This is a genomic window from Haloplanus sp. (assembly GCF_028275055.1).
In the GTDB taxonomy this organism is placed as follows: domain Archaea; phylum Halobacteriota; class Halobacteria; order Halobacteriales; family Haloferacaceae; genus Haloplanus.
Genome location: NZ_JAQCNJ010000020.1, coordinates 36,406 through 52,717 on the forward strand (window position 1 = coordinate 36,406; position 16,312 = coordinate 52,717).

At 66.3% G+C, this 16,312-nt stretch carries 15 protein-coding genes; 11 read left to right on the top strand and 4 right to left on the bottom strand.

Features of this window, described 5'->3' with window-relative positions; translation table 11 throughout:
- Positions 1 to 50: 50 nt before the first annotated feature.
- From Q0925_RS02550 to Q0925_RS02570, 5 genes are read left to right on the top strand one after another with little or no spacing between them, the layout of a single operon-like run.
- Positions 51 to 1,097: an ABC transporter permease gene (locus tag Q0925_RS02550; protein ID WP_299331587.1), complete on the top strand. Its 1,047-nt coding sequence runs from the start codon at positions 51 to 53 to the stop codon at positions 1,095 to 1,097.
- Positions 1,098 to 1,101: 4 nt separating this feature from the next.
- Positions 1,102 to 2,604, top strand: coding sequence for an ABC transporter permease (locus tag Q0925_RS02555; protein ID WP_299331590.1), 1,503 nt, complete (start codon positions 1,102 to 1,104; stop codon positions 2,602 to 2,604).
- Positions 2,601 to 5,105 carry a dipeptide ABC transporter ATP-binding protein gene (locus tag Q0925_RS02560; RefSeq protein WP_299331592.1) on the top strand — a complete coding sequence of 835 codons (2,505 nt, stop codon included), beginning with the start codon at positions 2,601 to 2,603 and terminating at the stop codon, positions 5,103 to 5,105. The genes Q0925_RS02555 and Q0925_RS02560 overlap by 4 nt, the downstream gene beginning before the upstream one ends.
- Positions 5,106 to 5,148: 43 nt before the next feature.
- Entirely contained in the window at positions 5,149 to 5,571 is a 423-nt protein-coding gene (locus tag Q0925_RS02565; RefSeq protein ID WP_299331594.1) for a DUF7555 family protein, read from the top strand.
- A gap of 49 nt (positions 5,572 to 5,620) precedes the next feature.
- Positions 5,621 to 6,166 (top strand): DUF7529 family protein, encoded by a 546-nt coding sequence (locus tag Q0925_RS02570; protein WP_299331597.1) that lies wholly within the window; start codon positions 5,621 to 5,623, stop codon positions 6,164 to 6,166.
- A gap of 86 nt (positions 6,167 to 6,252) precedes the next feature.
- On the opposite strand, the gene Q0925_RS02575 is transcribed toward Q0925_RS02570, so the two are convergent.
- Positions 6,253 to 6,861: an undecaprenyl diphosphate synthase family protein gene (locus Q0925_RS02575; protein WP_299331600.1), complete on the bottom strand. Its 609-nt coding sequence runs from the start codon at positions 6,859 to 6,861 to the stop codon at positions 6,253 to 6,255.
- A gap of 114 nt (positions 6,862 to 6,975) precedes the next feature.
- Here Q0925_RS02575 and Q0925_RS02580 point away from each other — a divergent pair, with 114 nt between their 5' ends.
- Together Q0925_RS02580 and Q0925_RS02585 are read left to right on the top strand one after the other, a co-directional pair.
- A complete protein-coding gene (locus Q0925_RS02580; RefSeq protein ID WP_299331602.1) occupies positions 6,976 to 8,289 on the top strand; it encodes a DUF92 domain-containing protein in 1,314 nt (437 codons plus the stop codon).
- Complete coding sequence (locus Q0925_RS02585) at positions 8,286 to 8,702, top strand: GNAT family N-acetyltransferase (RefSeq protein WP_299331604.1); 417 nt, start codon at positions 8,286 to 8,288, stop codon at positions 8,700 to 8,702. Before Q0925_RS02580 ends, Q0925_RS02585 begins: the two co-directional genes overlap by 4 nt.
- Here Q0925_RS02585 and dnaG read toward each other — a convergent pair.
- Positions 8,699 to 10,111, bottom strand: a complete 1,413-nt coding sequence (gene dnaG, locus Q0925_RS02590) for a DNA primase DnaG (protein WP_299331606.1) — start codon at positions 10,109 to 10,111, stop codon at positions 8,699 to 8,701. The two genes, Q0925_RS02585 and dnaG, sit on opposite strands and share 4 nt — an antisense overlap.
- Before the next feature lie 164 nt (positions 10,112 to 10,275).
- On the opposite strand from dnaG, the gene Q0925_RS02595 reads away from it, so the two are divergent.
- On the top strand, positions 10,276 to 11,145 hold the full coding sequence (locus Q0925_RS02595) for an MOSC domain-containing protein (RefSeq protein WP_299331609.1): 870 nt from the start codon (positions 10,276 to 10,278) through the stop codon (positions 11,143 to 11,145).
- Positions 11,146 to 11,711: 566 nt separating this feature from the next.
- Positions 11,712 to 12,635 (top strand): DUF6293 family protein, encoded by a 924-nt coding sequence (locus tag Q0925_RS02600; protein WP_299331611.1) that lies wholly within the window; start codon positions 11,712 to 11,714, stop codon positions 12,633 to 12,635.
- Here the strand turns inward: Q0925_RS02600 and Q0925_RS02605 are convergent.
- Complete coding sequence (locus Q0925_RS02605; RefSeq protein WP_299331613.1) at positions 12,632 to 13,690, bottom strand: hypothetical protein; 1,059 nt, start codon at positions 13,688 to 13,690, stop codon at positions 12,632 to 12,634. The genes Q0925_RS02600 and Q0925_RS02605 overlap by 4 nt on opposite strands.
- Before the next feature lie 248 nt (positions 13,691 to 13,938).
- Here Q0925_RS02605 and Q0925_RS02610 point away from each other — a divergent pair, with 248 nt between their 5' ends.
- Positions 13,939 to 14,484 carry a hypothetical protein gene (locus tag Q0925_RS02610; RefSeq protein WP_299331616.1) on the top strand — a complete coding sequence of 182 codons (546 nt, stop codon included), beginning with the start codon at positions 13,939 to 13,941 and terminating at the stop codon, positions 14,482 to 14,484.
- A gap of 19 nt (positions 14,485 to 14,503) precedes the next feature.
- On the opposite strand, the gene Q0925_RS02615 is transcribed toward Q0925_RS02610, so the two are convergent.
- Entirely contained in the window at positions 14,504 to 15,259 is a 756-nt protein-coding gene (locus Q0925_RS02615) for a DUF1405 domain-containing protein (protein WP_299331619.1), read from the bottom strand.
- A 93-nt stretch (positions 15,260 to 15,352) separates the two neighbouring features.
- On the opposite strand from Q0925_RS02615, the gene pdxS reads away from it, so the two are divergent.
- Positions 15,353 to 16,252, top strand: a complete 900-nt coding sequence (gene pdxS / locus Q0925_RS02620) for a pyridoxal 5'-phosphate synthase lyase subunit PdxS (RefSeq protein WP_299331621.1) — start codon at positions 15,353 to 15,355, stop codon at positions 16,250 to 16,252.
- The last annotated feature ends 60 nt before the right edge of the window (positions 16,253 to 16,312 follow it).

The following is a 16,312-nucleotide window of genomic DNA, read 5'->3' on the forward strand; positions in this document are numbered from 1 at the left end:
CGCGCGGCGCGGGCGGGACCGAACGCGACGGCCCGGTCGGGGAGCCGTCGGTGAGCCGTTGGAGTTACTTCGCACGGCGGGTGTTGCTCGCGGTTCCGGTCGTGTTTTTAGGTACGACCGTTGCTTTTCTGATCGTTCGGCTGGGACCGATCGATCCCGCGGCGGCGATTCTCGGGGCACAACAGGTCGGATCGCCGGAGTACTATCAGCTTCGCGAACAGCTTGGCCTCACCGATCCGTTGTGGGAGCAGTACATCGACTTCATGTGGGAGATGGTCACCTTCCAGCTCGGCCGGTCGTGGGTGATCAGTCCCGGCACGCGCGTCAACGACCTCATCGCCATCTACGCTCCGCGAACGATCTGGCTGGGGTTCTGGTCCGTGCTGATCGCGCTCTGTGTCGGCATCCCGCTGGGGGTGTACGCGGGGCTCAACCCCAACACGCTCGGTGATTACGTCGCCTCATTGGGGGGGATCGTCTGGCGAGCGATGCCGAACTTCTGGCTCGCGGTCATCATCGTTACCGTGCTGTCACAGTCTCAGGCGCTGGTCGGGGTCGACTGGGAGCGGCTGTGGGTGTCGACACAGGTCGTTACGCCGCCGGACCTGAGCGTCTTCGCCCGCCCGAGAATCCTCATCACGCGTCCGGGCGAGGCGTGGACGCAGGTTGCGGTCGCGGTCAAGCAGGTCGCCCCGGCCGCGCTGGTGCTCGGTTCGGCGTCGATGGGCAACGAGATGCGCATCGGACGAACAGCCGTTCTCGAGATCATCAACGCCGACTACATTGAGGCCGCACGGGCAAAAGGCGTTTCGAGTCGGCGGCTGATCTGGAAACACGTCTTCCGGAACGCCCTCATCCCGCTCGTCCCGATCATCACAGCCGAGGCGTTTCTGCTCATCGGGGGTTCGGTGCTGGTGGAAACCGTGTTCGCGATCAACGGGCTCGGATACCTGTTCTTCCAAGCCACCGTGCAAGGTGACCTGCCGCTCGTGATCTCGCTCATGTACATCTTTATTCTGCTGCTCGTCGCCGCGAACATCCTGCAGGACTTTCTCTACACGCTGATCGATCCCCGTGTGGGATACGAACGGAGCTGAGACGATGCACGATAGAACACCACCGGTGGACACGGAGGGCGGCCACGCCGAGGGGAGCACCGCAACCGGCGAGAAAACGGCGTCACTCACCGAACGCATCGCGGCGACCCCGACCCCCGCGGTGTTGTGGGCGGTTGGCCTGTTGGTCCTGCTCGGCGTCGAGTTCGGCGCCGTTCTGCAGACGGGGGCCGCACTCGTCGCGGGGCTGGGACGGGCGGTCCCCGGCCTCTCGCCCGAGGCACTCGACGGTCTCCGGTCGGCCGCTCGGTCGGTGCCGACACTGCTCTCGCGGGAGACGATTCCCACTCAGGGCTGGCGGACGGGTGCCGATGGGCCGTGGCGGTCGACGTTCGCCGGGGTCGAACCCAAACACGCCTGGCTCGTCCGGGTCGGGCTCATCTACACCTACGCGTTCGTGTTCTTGGCGTGGCTCTGGCTCGGCTATCGCACCTACCGTCGTCACTACCGGCGCGCCGACTGGACGCCACGAGACGACGTGATCGACCGGCTACGGAGCCATCGATGGGGGCAGTTCGGCCTCGTCATCGTGTTGGCGTTCGTGGTCATGGCGCTTTTCGCGCCGGCTATGGGTCCGACCACCGCCGACCGGAACATCCTCAACCCCTACGACCACGAGATCAAGTATTACGACGCGAGGACGGGCGGAGTCGAGACTATCGCGGTCGGGGACGCCAACCTCAGGTCGGGATCGGAGGGACCGAGCCGGAACGTGGGACCGTGGACCTACGACGCGTACGGCCGGTTCCACCCGTTCGGAACCCTCCCGAGCGGGAAGGACCTGTTCACCTTTCTGGCCGAGGGTGCACGCATCTCCCTGAGCATCGGCGTCGCGTCGATGCTCATCTCCGGTGTGATCGGGATGGCCATGGCCACGATCACCGCGTACTACAAGGGGGTGGTTGATCTGCTTGTTGTCCTCACGAGCGACTCGATAAAATCGCTCCCGTTGTTGATGGTGCTCATCCTGGTCGTGGTGGTGTTTCAGGGGACCTGGCTCGCCGAGGTCTACGACGGTGCCGTCCTGTTGACGTTGGTGTTGGCCCTGGTCAACTGGCCACACCTTTGGCGGGCCGTCCGCGGGCCCGCACTACAGGTCGCGGAGGCGACGTGGATCGACGCGGCGCGGAGTTTCGGCCAGTCGCCGGCGGTGATCATGCGCAAACACATGGCGCCGTACATCGTCGGGTACATGATGGTGTACGCATCGATGAGTTTGGGCGGGGTCGTCATCTCCGTCGCCGGACTCTCCTTTCTCGGCCTCGGGATCACACCCCCGACGCCGGAGTGGGGTCGCGCCGTCAGCGTCGGACAGCCGTACGTGGCGACCGCCTCGTGGCATATCTCGCTTCTGCCGGGCATCCTCGTCACCCTCGTAGTGACCGGGTTCAACGCGCTTGGAGACGGTCTCCGCGACGCCATCGATCCGGAGAGCGAGGGCGACACGGCCGACGTCGAGAGCACGACGGCCGGCGGAGGTGGCGCGTGACCGACCACAGAGCGGGACCGACAGAACGGACACGGGAGCGCGCCAGCGAGCCGGTTCTCGCCGTGGAGGGCCTTCGGACGACCTTCGAGACCGATAAGGAGACGATCAGAGCCGTCGACGGAATCGACTTCGACGTGTGTCCGGGCGAGACGGTCGGACTGGTCGGTGAGTCCGGATCCGGCAAGAGCGTGACCGCCCGTTCGATCATGGGGTTGATCGACGCGCCGGGTCGGATCGACCCCGACAGTAGCATCCGTTTTGACGGTGCGGAGTTGGTCGGGAGCTCCGATGCGGAGTGGCGGGCGGTTCGTGGCGGAAAGGTCGCGATGGTGTTTCAGGATCCACTCTCGCGGCTCAACCCGGTGTACACCGTCGGGAACCAGATCAAGGAGGCGCTGCGCATCCACCGCGGGCTTCGCGGGGCGGCGGCGACGGCGGAGGCGGTCGAGTTGCTGGAGTCAGTCGGCATCGCGGACGCACAGCGTCGGCTCGACGAACACCCCCACCAGTTCTCGGGCGGCCAGCGCCAGCGCGCGGTGATCGCCATGGCGCTTGCCTGTGATCCCGAGGTGTTGATCGCCGACGAGCCGACGACGGCGCTGGATGCCACCACCCAGGCAAAGGTTCTCGAACTCCTCAAGCGACTGCAGGCCGAGCGGGAGCTGGCGATTCTGTTCATCACACACGACATGGGCGTGATCGCGGACGTCTGCGATCGGGTGAACGTCATGTACGCCGGGGAGATCGTCGAGACGGCTGACGTCGAGACGCTGTTTGCCGAACCGGCGCATCCGTACACCGAGGGGCTACTGGCGAGTATCCCGGGCGCGCAGTCGGAAACACGGCGGCTGCGGACCATCGAGGGCGAGGTGCCGACGCCGACGGATGCGCCAACGGCCTGCCGGTTCGCGCCGCGCTGCCCGAAGGCGTTCGGGGAGTGCGAGCGGGTTCACCCGGAGTCGACGGGAGTGACCACCGACGAGTCGGACCACACGGTGGCCTGCCTGCTGTACCCGGAGGATGCCGACACCAGTTCCGACTCCAACTCCAACTCGGATTCAGAGTCGGGGGTCGCTGCAAACGTCGATGCCGGGACTCGACGGGGAGAGCCTGCGAGAGCCGACCGGCGAGAACCGTCGGGGACCGCGAGCGCCGGCGAGAACACGCGTCGGGGCGACCCCACGGGTGAGCCGTTGATCGAGGTGCGTGGCGTGGAGAAACACTACGAGGTCGGTTCGGGTCCGTTCAGGTCGGCGGCGGTCAGGGCGGTCGATGGGGTGAGCTTCGATATTCGGCGAGGGGAGACGCTTGGCCTCGTCGGGGAGTCGGGGTGTGGAAAGACCACACTCGGACGGACCCTTCTTCAACTCGAACGGGAGACGGCTGGCACCATCCGGTATGACGGGCGCGACCTGGCCGAGATGTCGGCCACGGAGCGTGAGGGATGGCGTCGCAACGTGGGGATGGTGTTTCAGGACCCCGACTCCAGCCTCAACGAGCGGATGACGGTCGGCGAACTCGTCCGCGAACCGCTCGACGCACACGGCTGGAAAACACCACCGCGCCGGCGGGCGCGGGTTCGCACCCTGCTGGAGGACGTGGGACTCCGGCCGGAACATTATCACCGGTATCCCCACCAGTTCTCGGGCGGCCAGCGCCAGCGTGTCGCCATCGCGAGGGCGCTCGCGTTACATCCCGAATTTCTCGTTCTCGACGAACCCGTCTCGGCGCTCGATGTCTCCGTGCAGGCACAGGTGCTCAATCTCCTCGATGACCTGCAGGCCGAGTACGACCTCACGTACCTGTTTATCGCCCACGACCTCTCGGTCGTACGGCATGCGTGTGACCGGGTTGCGGTGATGTATCTCGGTAACGTACTCGAGTTCGGCGAGACGGAGACGCTGTTCGAGACCCCCGCAAACCCCTACACCATCTCGCTTCTCTCGGCGGTGCCAACGGCGGAGCCGACACAGGAGACAAACCGGATCACGCTCCAAGGAACGCCGCCGACGCCACGCGAGCAACCGACCGGCTGTCCGTTCAGCACGCGTTGTCCGATGAAGGTCAGACCGCCCGAATTCGCCGACCTCGACGAGGAACTCTTCGACCGGATCGAGACGCTCCGGACGGTCCTCCGGGAACGGTCACAGGCCGACAGATCCCTGACCGATCGGGTCGCGTCCGTGTTCGGCCGGGGTGGTGCGAACGCGGATGTCGCAACGATTCGAGACGAACTGTTCGGCGATGTCACACTGCCCCCGAAGGCAAAGCGACCGGTAGACGATGCGCTGGCGAGGCTGGAAGCGGGCGAACTCGGGGCCGCACGGCGAACGCTGGCCGACGCGTTCGGCAGCGACTGTGACAACGCCACGCCCGAAACGTACCGGGTAGGACCGACCGGGCGGACGAGCCGGTGTCACCGCCACCGCGACGGCGAGGTCGACCCCGGATCGACGGTCGACCTCGATCGGTACACCCTCGGCTCCGGTCCAGACGAATGATGCGGGTCGTCGGAGCGATCCGCGGGTGGGGTGGCCCGGAGTCATGACCACGACGCCGCGGTCGGCAGGCCGGTGGGGGCGGCGCCTGCTTGATCTCGTCGGCTACGCGGTCGGGTCGACGGCGGCGGCAGTTCTGCTGACCGCACCCGTGAGCCTCGCGGCGGGACGTGGGATGGTCGGTGTCAAGATCGGCCTCTTTATCTCCGGTGTCGTCTGCGTCGGCTACGCGACCGTGCTCTGGTGGCCATCGCGGTCCGAAGCGGGAACCGACACCGCGCCGAACCACGCCGGCCGCGGCGGCCGGCCGACCGGGTTCGAGGCGGTTCTCGACCGTGTCCCGCCTTGGAAGTGGTACGGCCTCGATCCGCGGGACCGGGTCGACCCGGGGACCAAGCTGTACGCCGCGGGTACGCTGATGTTTGTCATCTCGTTTCTGTTGGAGGCGGCGTTCGGCGTCCGGGCCTGAGCGACGGCCGTCACGGCCGTTTTTGTCCGTGTAACCCGAAACACCACATATGCCAGCGGCCGGCGACGACGACATCGACGACGCGGAGCGTCTCGCCGCCTACGCGGCCCGTAACAAGCAGGCTTGGCAGGCGACGATAGCCGATATGAACGCCATATCGGCCGACCGGGCGGACGACGGGTGGGAGACGGTGACGGTTGCGGCGGGACACACCGAGCCCCGGCCCCGCGAGGCCGGCGTAACCGACCGGTACGGACTCGTCCACGTCGTCTCCGGGAGCGAGGCCGACTCGGTCGCCTCGGCGCACGATGCCGGCAGCTACCCGCGCTACGACGTCTACCGCGGGACGACCGCCACCCGCATCTTTCTGGTGACCGAGTGTCTCGACCCCGAGAGCCGGACCGCCGTTCTCGTCGCCGGGAGCGTCCGACGGCATGACGCCGGAGAACTCGCCCGAACCGCCGCTCGAACCGGGCGGATGTACACCCACATCCGGACGCTGGACGGCACACACGTGGGATCGTTCGAGCATGCAAGCCCCGAGAAGTTCTTTCCGACGACCGCTCGAACGCCGCCACCCGACAACGATGACTGACCCCAACCGGTGTCCGGATCCCCGGCCCCGACCTCGGCCGTCATCGATCGGCGCCGACTGCCCGTGCTGTCGCGGTGTGCTTCGGCTTATCGGCCGAACCGTCGCTGGCGGTTCTGGTAATCGAGCACCGCCCGGAGGTAATCGCGCTTGCGCACGTCCCGCCAGTTCACGTCGGTGAAGTACAGTTCCGAGTAGACGGACTGCCAGATCATGAAATCGGAGAGGCGTTCGGCTCCCGTCTTGACCAGAAGGTCGGGTTCGTCCGGAAAGACCAGACGACGCTCCACGTCGGTCTCGTCGACGTCGGCAGGGTCGAGCCGGCCGGCGTCGACCTCCTCTGCGAGCGAGCGGACGGCGGCGGCGAACTCACCCTTGCCGCCGAGGCCGACGTTCACCTGAACGGGGGCGGCGACGGGTTCGGTGTCGTCCGGAGCCCGGACCGCCACCGGTCGGGGCGCGTCGACCGACCGGAGTTCGCGTTCGAGCGTCGGCACCACCGCCTCGTCGAGAACACTCACCGAGACGGTGACGCGGTCGGCACCGTACTCGAACGCCCAGCGGAGAACGCGTTCGAGACGGTCGTAGGCTCCCTGTTCCAGCAGGTCGCGCTCGGTGAGGACAAAGGCGACGTGGGCGGGCGGGGCGCCGTCGTGGAGGTGGTGTCTGAGCGCGAGATACCGGTCGTACAGTCCCACACGAATCGCAGGCGTCGCCGGCTCAAAAGCACAACGGGTCCGACAGCCAAGGGGGCGGCGAACCACGAGGGGCGTGTCGGGAGCGTTAAGTGGCCATCGCAGGTAGCGATGGGTGTGACGTCCACCCTTCGGCGGGCGGGAGGGTTCGCGGCCGTCGGAACGCTCGCGCTCGCCGCCCCCGAACTCGGACGTGCGGTGGCCGCCCCCTTTGCCGTCGTAGCACTTCTCGCGGCGTTCGTGATCAACGAGGGGCGGCTGTTCGACCTGTTCGCCCGGCCACAGGACCGCCGGGACGGCCGCCTCAACGGGCTGGCAGGGTTCGCGCTGGCCGCCACGGGACTCGCGGTCCTCTCAACGGCCCCGCGAGCGTCGATGCCGACGGCCGTCTTCGTCGCGGCGGTGTTGGTCGTCGGCTACGGCAACCTCGGCGCGCGCGCCGTCGAGCAGGTGGACACCGATCCGTTCCGCGTTGTTGCCGGCTTCAGCCTCGCCGCCTTCGCCGCCGCCGTCGCCGGGCAACTGGTCGTCGGGTGGACGCTCGGCTCGGTCCGGCCGGTGCCGACCGTTGCCTTTCTCGCCGCGGCCGGTTCGCTCGTGGCGGCGCTCATACGGACGATGCTGTTCGAACGCGACGACCCCATCGTGATGCTGTCGACCGGCCTCCTGCTTTGGCTGTTCGAGGGTATCGGTGTCGGTCCGGGGTTCGAGGAGGTCGGCGTCGCCCTCGGAGTGACGGTCGCCCTCGGCTACGTCTCCTACCGCACAGGCACCGCGTCCGTGCCGGGGATGGTGACCGGGGTGTTGCTCGGTCTGCTTACCATCGTCTTCGGCGGGTTCGGGTGGTTCGCCGTTCTCATCGCATTTTTTGGGGTCGGTGGTCTCTCCGCCAAATACCGATACGACGAGAAACGGTCACGGGGTGTCGCCGAGGACAACGAGGGGGCGCGGGGGAGCGGGAACGTTCTCGGTAACGCCGCCGTCGCGCTGATGGCCGTTATCGGCTTCGCCGCGAGCGCCGGGGTCCCGGTCGACGGCACGCTCTTTCGGTTTGCCTTCACCGGATCGCTCGCCGCCGCAATGAGCGACACGCTGTCGAGCGAAATCGGCGTCCTGTTCGATCGCCCACGGCTGATTACGACGCTTGAACACGTCGACCCCGGTACCGACGGCGGGATCACGTGGCAGGGGTATCTCGTCGGCGTCGCCGGGGCCGGCATCATCGCCGTCGTCGCCGTCGCCCTGTTCGTGTTCAACCGACCCGCGCTCGCGGCGGCGGCCGTCGTCTGTGGCGGCGTCGCCGGGATGACCGTCGACAGCGTTCTCGGTGCGACACTCGAGGGCGGCCGCGTCGGCAACCAGACGGTCAACTTTCTCGGCACGCTTGCCGGTGCCATCGTGAGCGTCGCCCTTGCCGCTGTCCTGCTGTGATCCGTCCGGCGACGCCGGCCGAAGAGCCCGCGCTCGTCCGTCTTCAGTCGCGACTCCCGGAGCCGAGTCCCGGGTTGCTGGACGCGTGGGCGAGCGACCCCGTCGCCTCACCGGTGGAGGTGTTGGTGTCGGCGACCGAGGCCGGCCGGCCGGCCGGCTACCTGCTCGCAGTGCCCGGCAACGGGACGGCGTACGTCGCAGAGCTGGTCGTCGCCCCTGGCCACCGACGAGAGGGACGGGCAGCGGCGTTGTTGTCGGCGTATGTCGCCGGTTCCGAGGGGAGCGTCACGGTGACCGTCGCGCCCGGCAACGAGGCAGCACGGGCATTGTACCGGGACTGTGGCTTCGAGCGAGTCCGGCGGCTTCCGGGCTTTTTCCAACGGGGAGACGCGGTGTTGTATCGACGGGATTAGTCGACCATCGCGAGTTGGTCGACCGTTCGAACACGGACATCGACGGGCGTCTTCACCATCTCGTCGGCGGATCGTGCGACGATGTGTTCGACCCCGCGCTGAGCCGCCACATCGAGCAGTCGCTGGGTCACCATGCCGTCCAAAACGACCGCGTAGGGCGTCGTCTCGGCGTCTGACACCGCGTCGAAGGCTTCATCGGCCGGCACGGTTTCGGAAAGCTCGAAGTCGTCATCGAGGAGACGGGCGGTTCCGGTCTCTCCCTCGATGGCCGTACGGACGTGTTCCCCGAGTGTCGAGACGTCGCTGGCGTCGTCGGCGCCGTCGGCGTCATCGGTGTCGTCCGTGTCGTCCGTGTCGTCCGCACTCCCGTTCTCGGGTCGCTCGTCGGCCACAGCGCCGTCGGAATCGGCGTTCGCGGCCTGTGTCTCCGACGGCGACGGGGTGGAACCGGATCCGGGGTCGGGGTCGGAGTCGGGAGTTGGATCGGGGTCTGAGGACCCGTCACCGGCCGGGACTGCGGTCGTCGGCGTCGACTCGGTGGACCGGGGCGAGCCGTCGGCGTCGGCGGCCGCCGAGGGGTCACCGGGGGTCGAGAGGTCGTCGGCTCCCTCAAACTCCGCGTACGGCGTCTTATCGCGGAGCGCGGACATGACCTCGTGGTGGTTGAGGTCCTCGACCGACCGGTTCTCGGGGGCGAAAACGACGTAGTCGACATCGCCGATCTGTGCGAGTTCCCGGAGGATGAGTTCGCCGCCACGGTCGCCGTCGAGAAAGGCGGTGACCGTCCGCTTCTCGGTGAGGCCGGCCACCGCGTCGGGAACGTTCGTCCCCTCGACGCCGACGGCGTTTTTGATGCCGTATCCGAGCAACGTCAGCACGTCTGACCGACCCTCGACGACGATGATGGCGTCGGAGTCGGCCACCCGTGGCCCCGCTGGCAGGCCGTGGTAGTCGGTGATGTCGTCGATTCGGACGCTTTCACGAACTTCCTTGAGGATCTTCGAGGAGTCCATGACGCTCTCGTCGAACGACCCCGCGAGCAGTTCCTTTGCGCGGTCGATGACCTTTCGTCGCTTGGCCTCGCGGATGTCTTCGATGTCCGTCACCTCGACCGACGCCTGACACGGGCCGACACGGTCGATGGTTTCGAGCGACGCCGCGAGGATGGCTGTCTCGACCTTGTCGAGGTTTGTCGCGATTGTGATATGTCCGAACGACTGTCCGTTCTCGCTGTCTACCTGTACGTCTATCCGACCGACCTTCGAGGATTGTTGGAGATCCCGAAGGTCGAGGTCGTCGCCGAGCAGACCCTCGGTCTGCCCGAAGACGGCGCCGACGACATCGCTTCGCTCAACGACGCCGTCGGCCGCAATGGATGCGTGAATGAGGTATTTGGCTGTGTCGTCCATTGATAATCCCCTCGTGGGGGTGATGATGATGAGTCCATGGGCGGCCCCATGCACACTCATATACTTTTCGGGGAGCGCTGAAATACTTGTCGTACTTCGAGGGTCGCGGGGCACCGGGGTGGTCGTACCAACGGTTATGTCGCCGAGGCGTGTAGCCGACCCACATGGCCCGCATCGAACGGCTCAGGCGGTATCCGGTGAAAGGGCTCGACCGGACGGAGGCCGATTCGGTGCGGATATCGGGGTCCGGAACGGTTGCTGGCGACCGCGAGTTCGCCATGTGTGAGTCCACCGCCGACCGGATCGAGACGGGTGAGCAGATGCAAACACTGACCTACAACGGCAAACAAACCGACCGACTCCACGACCTCCGGACGACGTTTGACTCCGAAACCCGAACCCTGACCGTCGACCCGAACACCGGCGGCCGTCGGGAGTTCGACCTCTCGACCGGCGACGGCCGTGAGGCCGCGAGCGAGTGGTTCAGCGGGTTCATCGGCGATGACGTGGAGTGTCGTCGGCACGAACCGCCGGCATTTGTCGACCGTCCCCACGCCGGCCCGTCGGTGATCAGTACGGCGACACTGGAGAACGTGGCGTCGTGGTTCGACGGCATGAGCGTCGAGGGTGCGCGTCGCCGGCTCCGGGCCAACGTCGAGATCGGCGGCGTCCCCGCGTTCTGGGAGGACCGTTTCGTCGGTGAGCGGGATGCACCTGACTCCCGGGCGGAGTCCGGAACCGTCGGCACGGACGCGCCGGGATTCGTCGTCGACGGTCCCGACGGCGAGGTCCGATTCGAGGGCGTCGAACCCTGCGCACGGTGTGTCGTTCCCAGCCGCAACCCGGAGACGGGTGACCCGCTCCCCGGCTTCCGTGAGCGGTTCGTCAAGCGCCGGAAGGCGACGTTTCCCGAGTGGGCCGACCGCGACGCCTTCCCGCATTTTTACACGGTTATGCTCATCTCACGGGTTCCCGAGACATCGCGGGGGCGGACGGTCAGGGTGGGCGACGACGTGTGGGTGAGAGACGCCTGATCAATCGTACCGGCAGGCGGGGAGCGTGACCACCGTCGTGGATGACGATGTGGGACTCGTGGGTGCCGACACACCGAACGCACCCGGACGCGACGGGCTAATCGATCCTGTACCGTCCGACCTCATTCGACCCACACTCGGGACACTCGTCCGTGTCCGGTTCGACGTTTGCTCCACACCGGCGACACTCCCCGATTACGTTACTGTCGTTAGAAAATAATCGCATGAGAACCGTGCGGATACCCATTGTAACTTATACAACAGATCCTCGTTAATCAATCCCTACGATGACTCACTTGATTAAAAATTGGGCGTGTGCCGGCATCTGAACATCATCGAGAGTTTACCCTCGGGGGTACCGAACCGGCGAAGACACGCCTGATTCCGCGCTTGTGGCCCGCCGGTGTTCGTGCCCCAAACGCGGCAGTATGCTGACATGTGGGTGACTCGGTCTTACATTTGAGGCCACACGGCTCGTTGAGGGCGCGGCGACACGGGTCAACGACGCACGAAGCGACGGTCCTGAGACTTGTACTTTTTATAAATGCCGGCCACACGTTCCACGTATGAACACCCACATCGTCCCGGTCGGGTTCGACTACGACCGGCTGATCGCGCCGCTGATCCGCGACCAGTTCGACGTGGACCGCGTCATCCTGTTGGAGGGCGCGGTGGGGAGCGAGGCCAACGTGGAGTATTCGCGGAACATCTCGGCCAAACTGGAACAGGACTTCCGCAACCTGCTCGGTGCCGAGACACGGCGGGTCGTCATCGAGGACGTGTACGACTACGACGCCGCCTTCGAGGACGCATACGACCTCATCAACAATCAACTGGACGAGGGCGCGCCGGACGGCGAGGTGTGGGTGAACGTGAGTTCGATGCCCCGACCGGTGAGCTTTGCTTTCGCCACGGCCGCTCATTCGATCACGCTCGAACGACAGGCCGACCGTGACCGCATCCACACCTACTACACCGCGCCGGAAAAGTACCTAGAGACGGAGCTGGCGGAGGAGTTACGGGCGAACCGGGAGCTTCTGTCCGATCTGCTGGAGGGCGACGACGGAGACGGGGAGGCTCGCCTCCGGGAGCGCCTCGAAGGAACGACGGCGCTGCTCGACGAGTTCGACGAACGCGGCACCACAATCGGGGCAAAGCGCATCGGCGACGACCACATCGTCGAACTGCCGGTCGCCTCCTTCTCGAACGTCAAACCGTTCGAGGAGGTGATCCTTTTCGAACTCGGCGAACGGGGCGAATTCGAGTCCGTCTCTGAGTTGGCGGAAGCGCTCGCCGCCGAACTCGGCGAGGAGTACACCGACAGCTTCCGGTCGAAGGTGATCTACAACGTCGACCGTCTCGGTCCCGGAGGAAAAGGGTATATCGAACAGGAGGAACAGGGAAAGTCCTACCGGACGCGTCTCTCGCGGATCGGCGAACTCTGGGTGCGCGCCCACGCCGGTAGCGGCGACGGGTCGAGCGCGGATTAGAAATCAAGGCCGCGAGCCGCCCGGTCGGGACGGAGCGGGCTCCCGGGCAGGTCGGCCGGCAGGTCGGGGAGGTTGTAGCCGCCGGGGGCGACGTCGTTCGGCGCGTCGGGAAAGAACGTCGCCGCGAGCGTCTGGATGTGGTCTCGACCCACGTCAAGTTCGAACTGACCGCCGGCATAGCAGACGATACCGTTCTCGCGGGCGTACTCGGTCGTTTCGAGCAACGACTCGACGGTGCCGAATCGGGAGGGCTTGATGTTGAGCCACCGGGGGCGATACGGCAGGTCGCGGACACTCTCGACGCTCGTGATCGGCGCGTCCCACGAGAGGCGGTCGGTGGCCCCGTTGACGATCGGTCGGGTCGCCTCGGTGACCGCCGGGTCCTCGATAACCGCGTCCGGGAACGCCTCGATCACACGGTCATAGAGCGCCGGATCCGCCGACTGATCGACCATCGTTCCGGTGTAGTGGCCCTTCAGGTCGAGCACCTGTACCGCGTCGGTCGCCGCGAGCGCGTCGACAACGTCGTCGGTCCAGTCGCTCGTCGGGTCGAGTTTCAGCCCTAAGCCAGGGTGGCGAGCCAGGATCGAGTCGACGCGGTCGGTCGTCGGTGGATCGCCGAGGCGGGTACTCACGACGAACTCAACCGGATCCCGGGTACGCCCGAGGGCCTCGGCAAAACTGGTGTCCGCCCGTTTCAGCGCCAGGTCCACCCCAGCGCTTTCCAGCGCCCAACGCCGATAATGGCGGGCGGAGGGCCGTTCCGGCGACTTCGTCGGGAAGAGATCGAGACCGTCGAGCGCCGTCGAAAACTCGTCGAACGTCCACGTTCCGGTGAGGGCGTCTGTGAACGTGTCGTCGGGGACGGCCGAGAGTGCGTCGTGGTCCTCGGCGTCGTAGGTCACGTCCTCGCCGCGTCCGACGACACCGTCGCCGTGGAGTTCGAAGACGGTGGTCACGCGGGTGAAATCACTCGACGTCTCGCGTTCGTGGCGGGTGCGGGCGGTCGTATCGATCGAGAGGGTGCGGTCGGCGAGACGATCGTACGCGGACATACACACACCAGACCGGCAACAGGGATAACCGTATGCCCGCGGGGAGCGGTTAGCGAACGCGATTTAATCCGGTTGAATCGCCCGAAATTCGGGGGGAGCGCCGGTACGTTATATGCGGCCGGGACCCGTTTGTCAGGATATGATGAACGCGACCGCACGGACCGCCGCCGCCGCCACGCCGACAACGGACGGGGACAACGACGGAAGCGTAGACCACGCGGCCGCCGGGATGGTGGGGTGAGCGGGCCGTGCGCGACCGCTCCATCGCGGTGGGTGCCGTCGTGGTGTTTGCCGTCGTCGTCACGGGCGTTATCATCGTGAGTGCGTCCGGGGCCGGGAGCGGCGGGAACGGCGACGCGGTGTCGACGGACGACCCGTTCCCGACGCAGACGCCGGCCGACTCGGGGGCAGGATCCGGTGACGGAGCGAACGACGCGGGGACAGCCGACGCCGAGCCCTCCTTCGCGTTCGACATCGACCGCATCGAGTCCTGTGGAGAGACCTGTCGAGACGTGACAACGACGCTGACGAGCGAGGGTGCCGGAGCGGCGGACGTGACCGTCTACACCCGGATCTACGCCGGTAACGGAACCGACGGCGACGTGGTCTGGGAGGGCAGCGAACCGATCGGCGACCTCGACGCGGGCGAGTCGTACACGGGAACGGAGCGGGTCGATCTGTCGATAACCCAGGCCTACGCGATCCAGCGATCCGGCGGCTGGATCACGGTCCGGACGACGATAGACTCCGACGAGCGGACGGTGACCACGACCGAGCGACGAGAGGTGGTCTGACGGGACAGAACGGGACCGGTTACCCCCGGGATTCCAGTTTCTTCACCCGTGTCGCGAGCGTCAGAAACGTCGCCGTGAGCGTCAGAACGACCGCGCCCGTGGCGGCGATTTCGTGGACCGGCGAGAGGTGGGTGATCGACCCGTCGACGATCCGCTGGCCGGGGAGAAGCGTGTGATGGGGCGTTCCAACGAGGGGGATGAAGTAGTCGACGGCGTCGTTCAGACCGTACCACACGACGGCGACGGTGACGGCGCCAACGGGGAAGTCGCTGTAACGGTGAATAAGAAACGCCTCGACGACCATCATGAGGTGGCTCCCCAGAAGGAACGCGTACATCGGAAGCGGGGTTGTCGCGAGAAAGCCGTCGGCAAAGGCGACGAGAACGAACGGCGTCCAGAGACCGAGTTTCCAACAACCGAAAAAGGCGAGGGCGTTCACCACCTCGTTTGACCGGCCCAGTTTCCAGAGAGCGAGCGAGAGACCGATAAAAAGCGTCGCGACGGGGCTGTCGGGAACGAGCGGCCAGATCACGAAGGGTTCGGCCGCGAACTGAAAGCGATAGTACCAGAATCCGAAGGCGGTACCGACGAGGTTGATCCCGACAACGAGCCACACGAGCGAGAGGCCGAGGTTCTCGACGGCGCGGGGCAGAGGTGCGAGCCACCGTGGGAGCGGGTCGGGGTCCGGGAGCCCGTCGCCGACCAAAACCGAGCGGACGCGGCCGGTCGCAGGGTCGGCGTCGGACGGTGATTGGGGGCCGGACCCGGAAGCCATCAGCTGATATGATGGCGGGGATGGGTAAATCGGTGGCGATGGCAACATCTACCGAAAGACTGGGGTTAAGTGGATCCCACCGTAATATGAATTATGGCTGATCTTGAAGAGTTGCGGCGGGGAACGGAACTGGTGAAACGCGGCTTCGCTCTGATGCAGAAGGGCGGCGTCATCATGGACGTCGTCACCGCGAAACAGGCCCGCATTGCCGAGGACTGCGGTGCGGTGGCGGTGATGAGCCTCGAATCGGTTCCGGCGGACATCCGCAAGCGCGGCGGCGTCGCGCGGATGGCCGATCCGGCCGCCCTGACCGAGATTCTGGAGGAGGTGTCGATCCCGGTGATGGGGAAAGCGCGCATCGGCCACACAAAGGAAGCCGAGATTCTCGAAGCGACGGGCGCGGACATGATCGACGAGAGCGAGGTGCTGACGCCCGCCGACGACGACTACCACATCGACAAGCGGGAGTTCACCGCGCCGTTCGTTTGTGGAGCACGGAACCTCGGCGAGGCGCTCCGCCGCATCGACGAGGGCGCGGCGATGATCCGCACCAAAGGTGAGGCCGGAACGGGCGACGTGAACCAGGCGGTCACCCACCAGCGGGCGATCAAAGGTGCGATCCGAAAACTGGACGGGATGGCCTACGAGGAGCGTGAGCGATGGGCGCGCGAACACGGCGCACCCCGTGACCTCGTCCACGAGACGGCAGAGATGGGTCGTCTCCCGGTCGTCAACTTCGCCGCCGGAGGTATCGCGACGCCCGCCGACGCGGCGCTCATGATGCATCACGGCTGTGACGGTATCTTCGTCGGCTCCGGTGTCTTCGGTGCCGAGAACCCCGAGGCGATGGGAACGGCCATCGTCGAGGCGGTCAACAACTGGGACGACCCCGACCGACTGGCCGAGATCGCGACGAACGTCGGCAAGGGGATGAAAGGCCAGTCGAACGCCGACATGCCCGAGGAAGAAAAGCTACAGGGCCGGGGCGTCTGAGCGGTATCAACCGGACCGAGGGCCGTGAACCGCCGTTACGAGAGGTGAACTGTTTTGAGC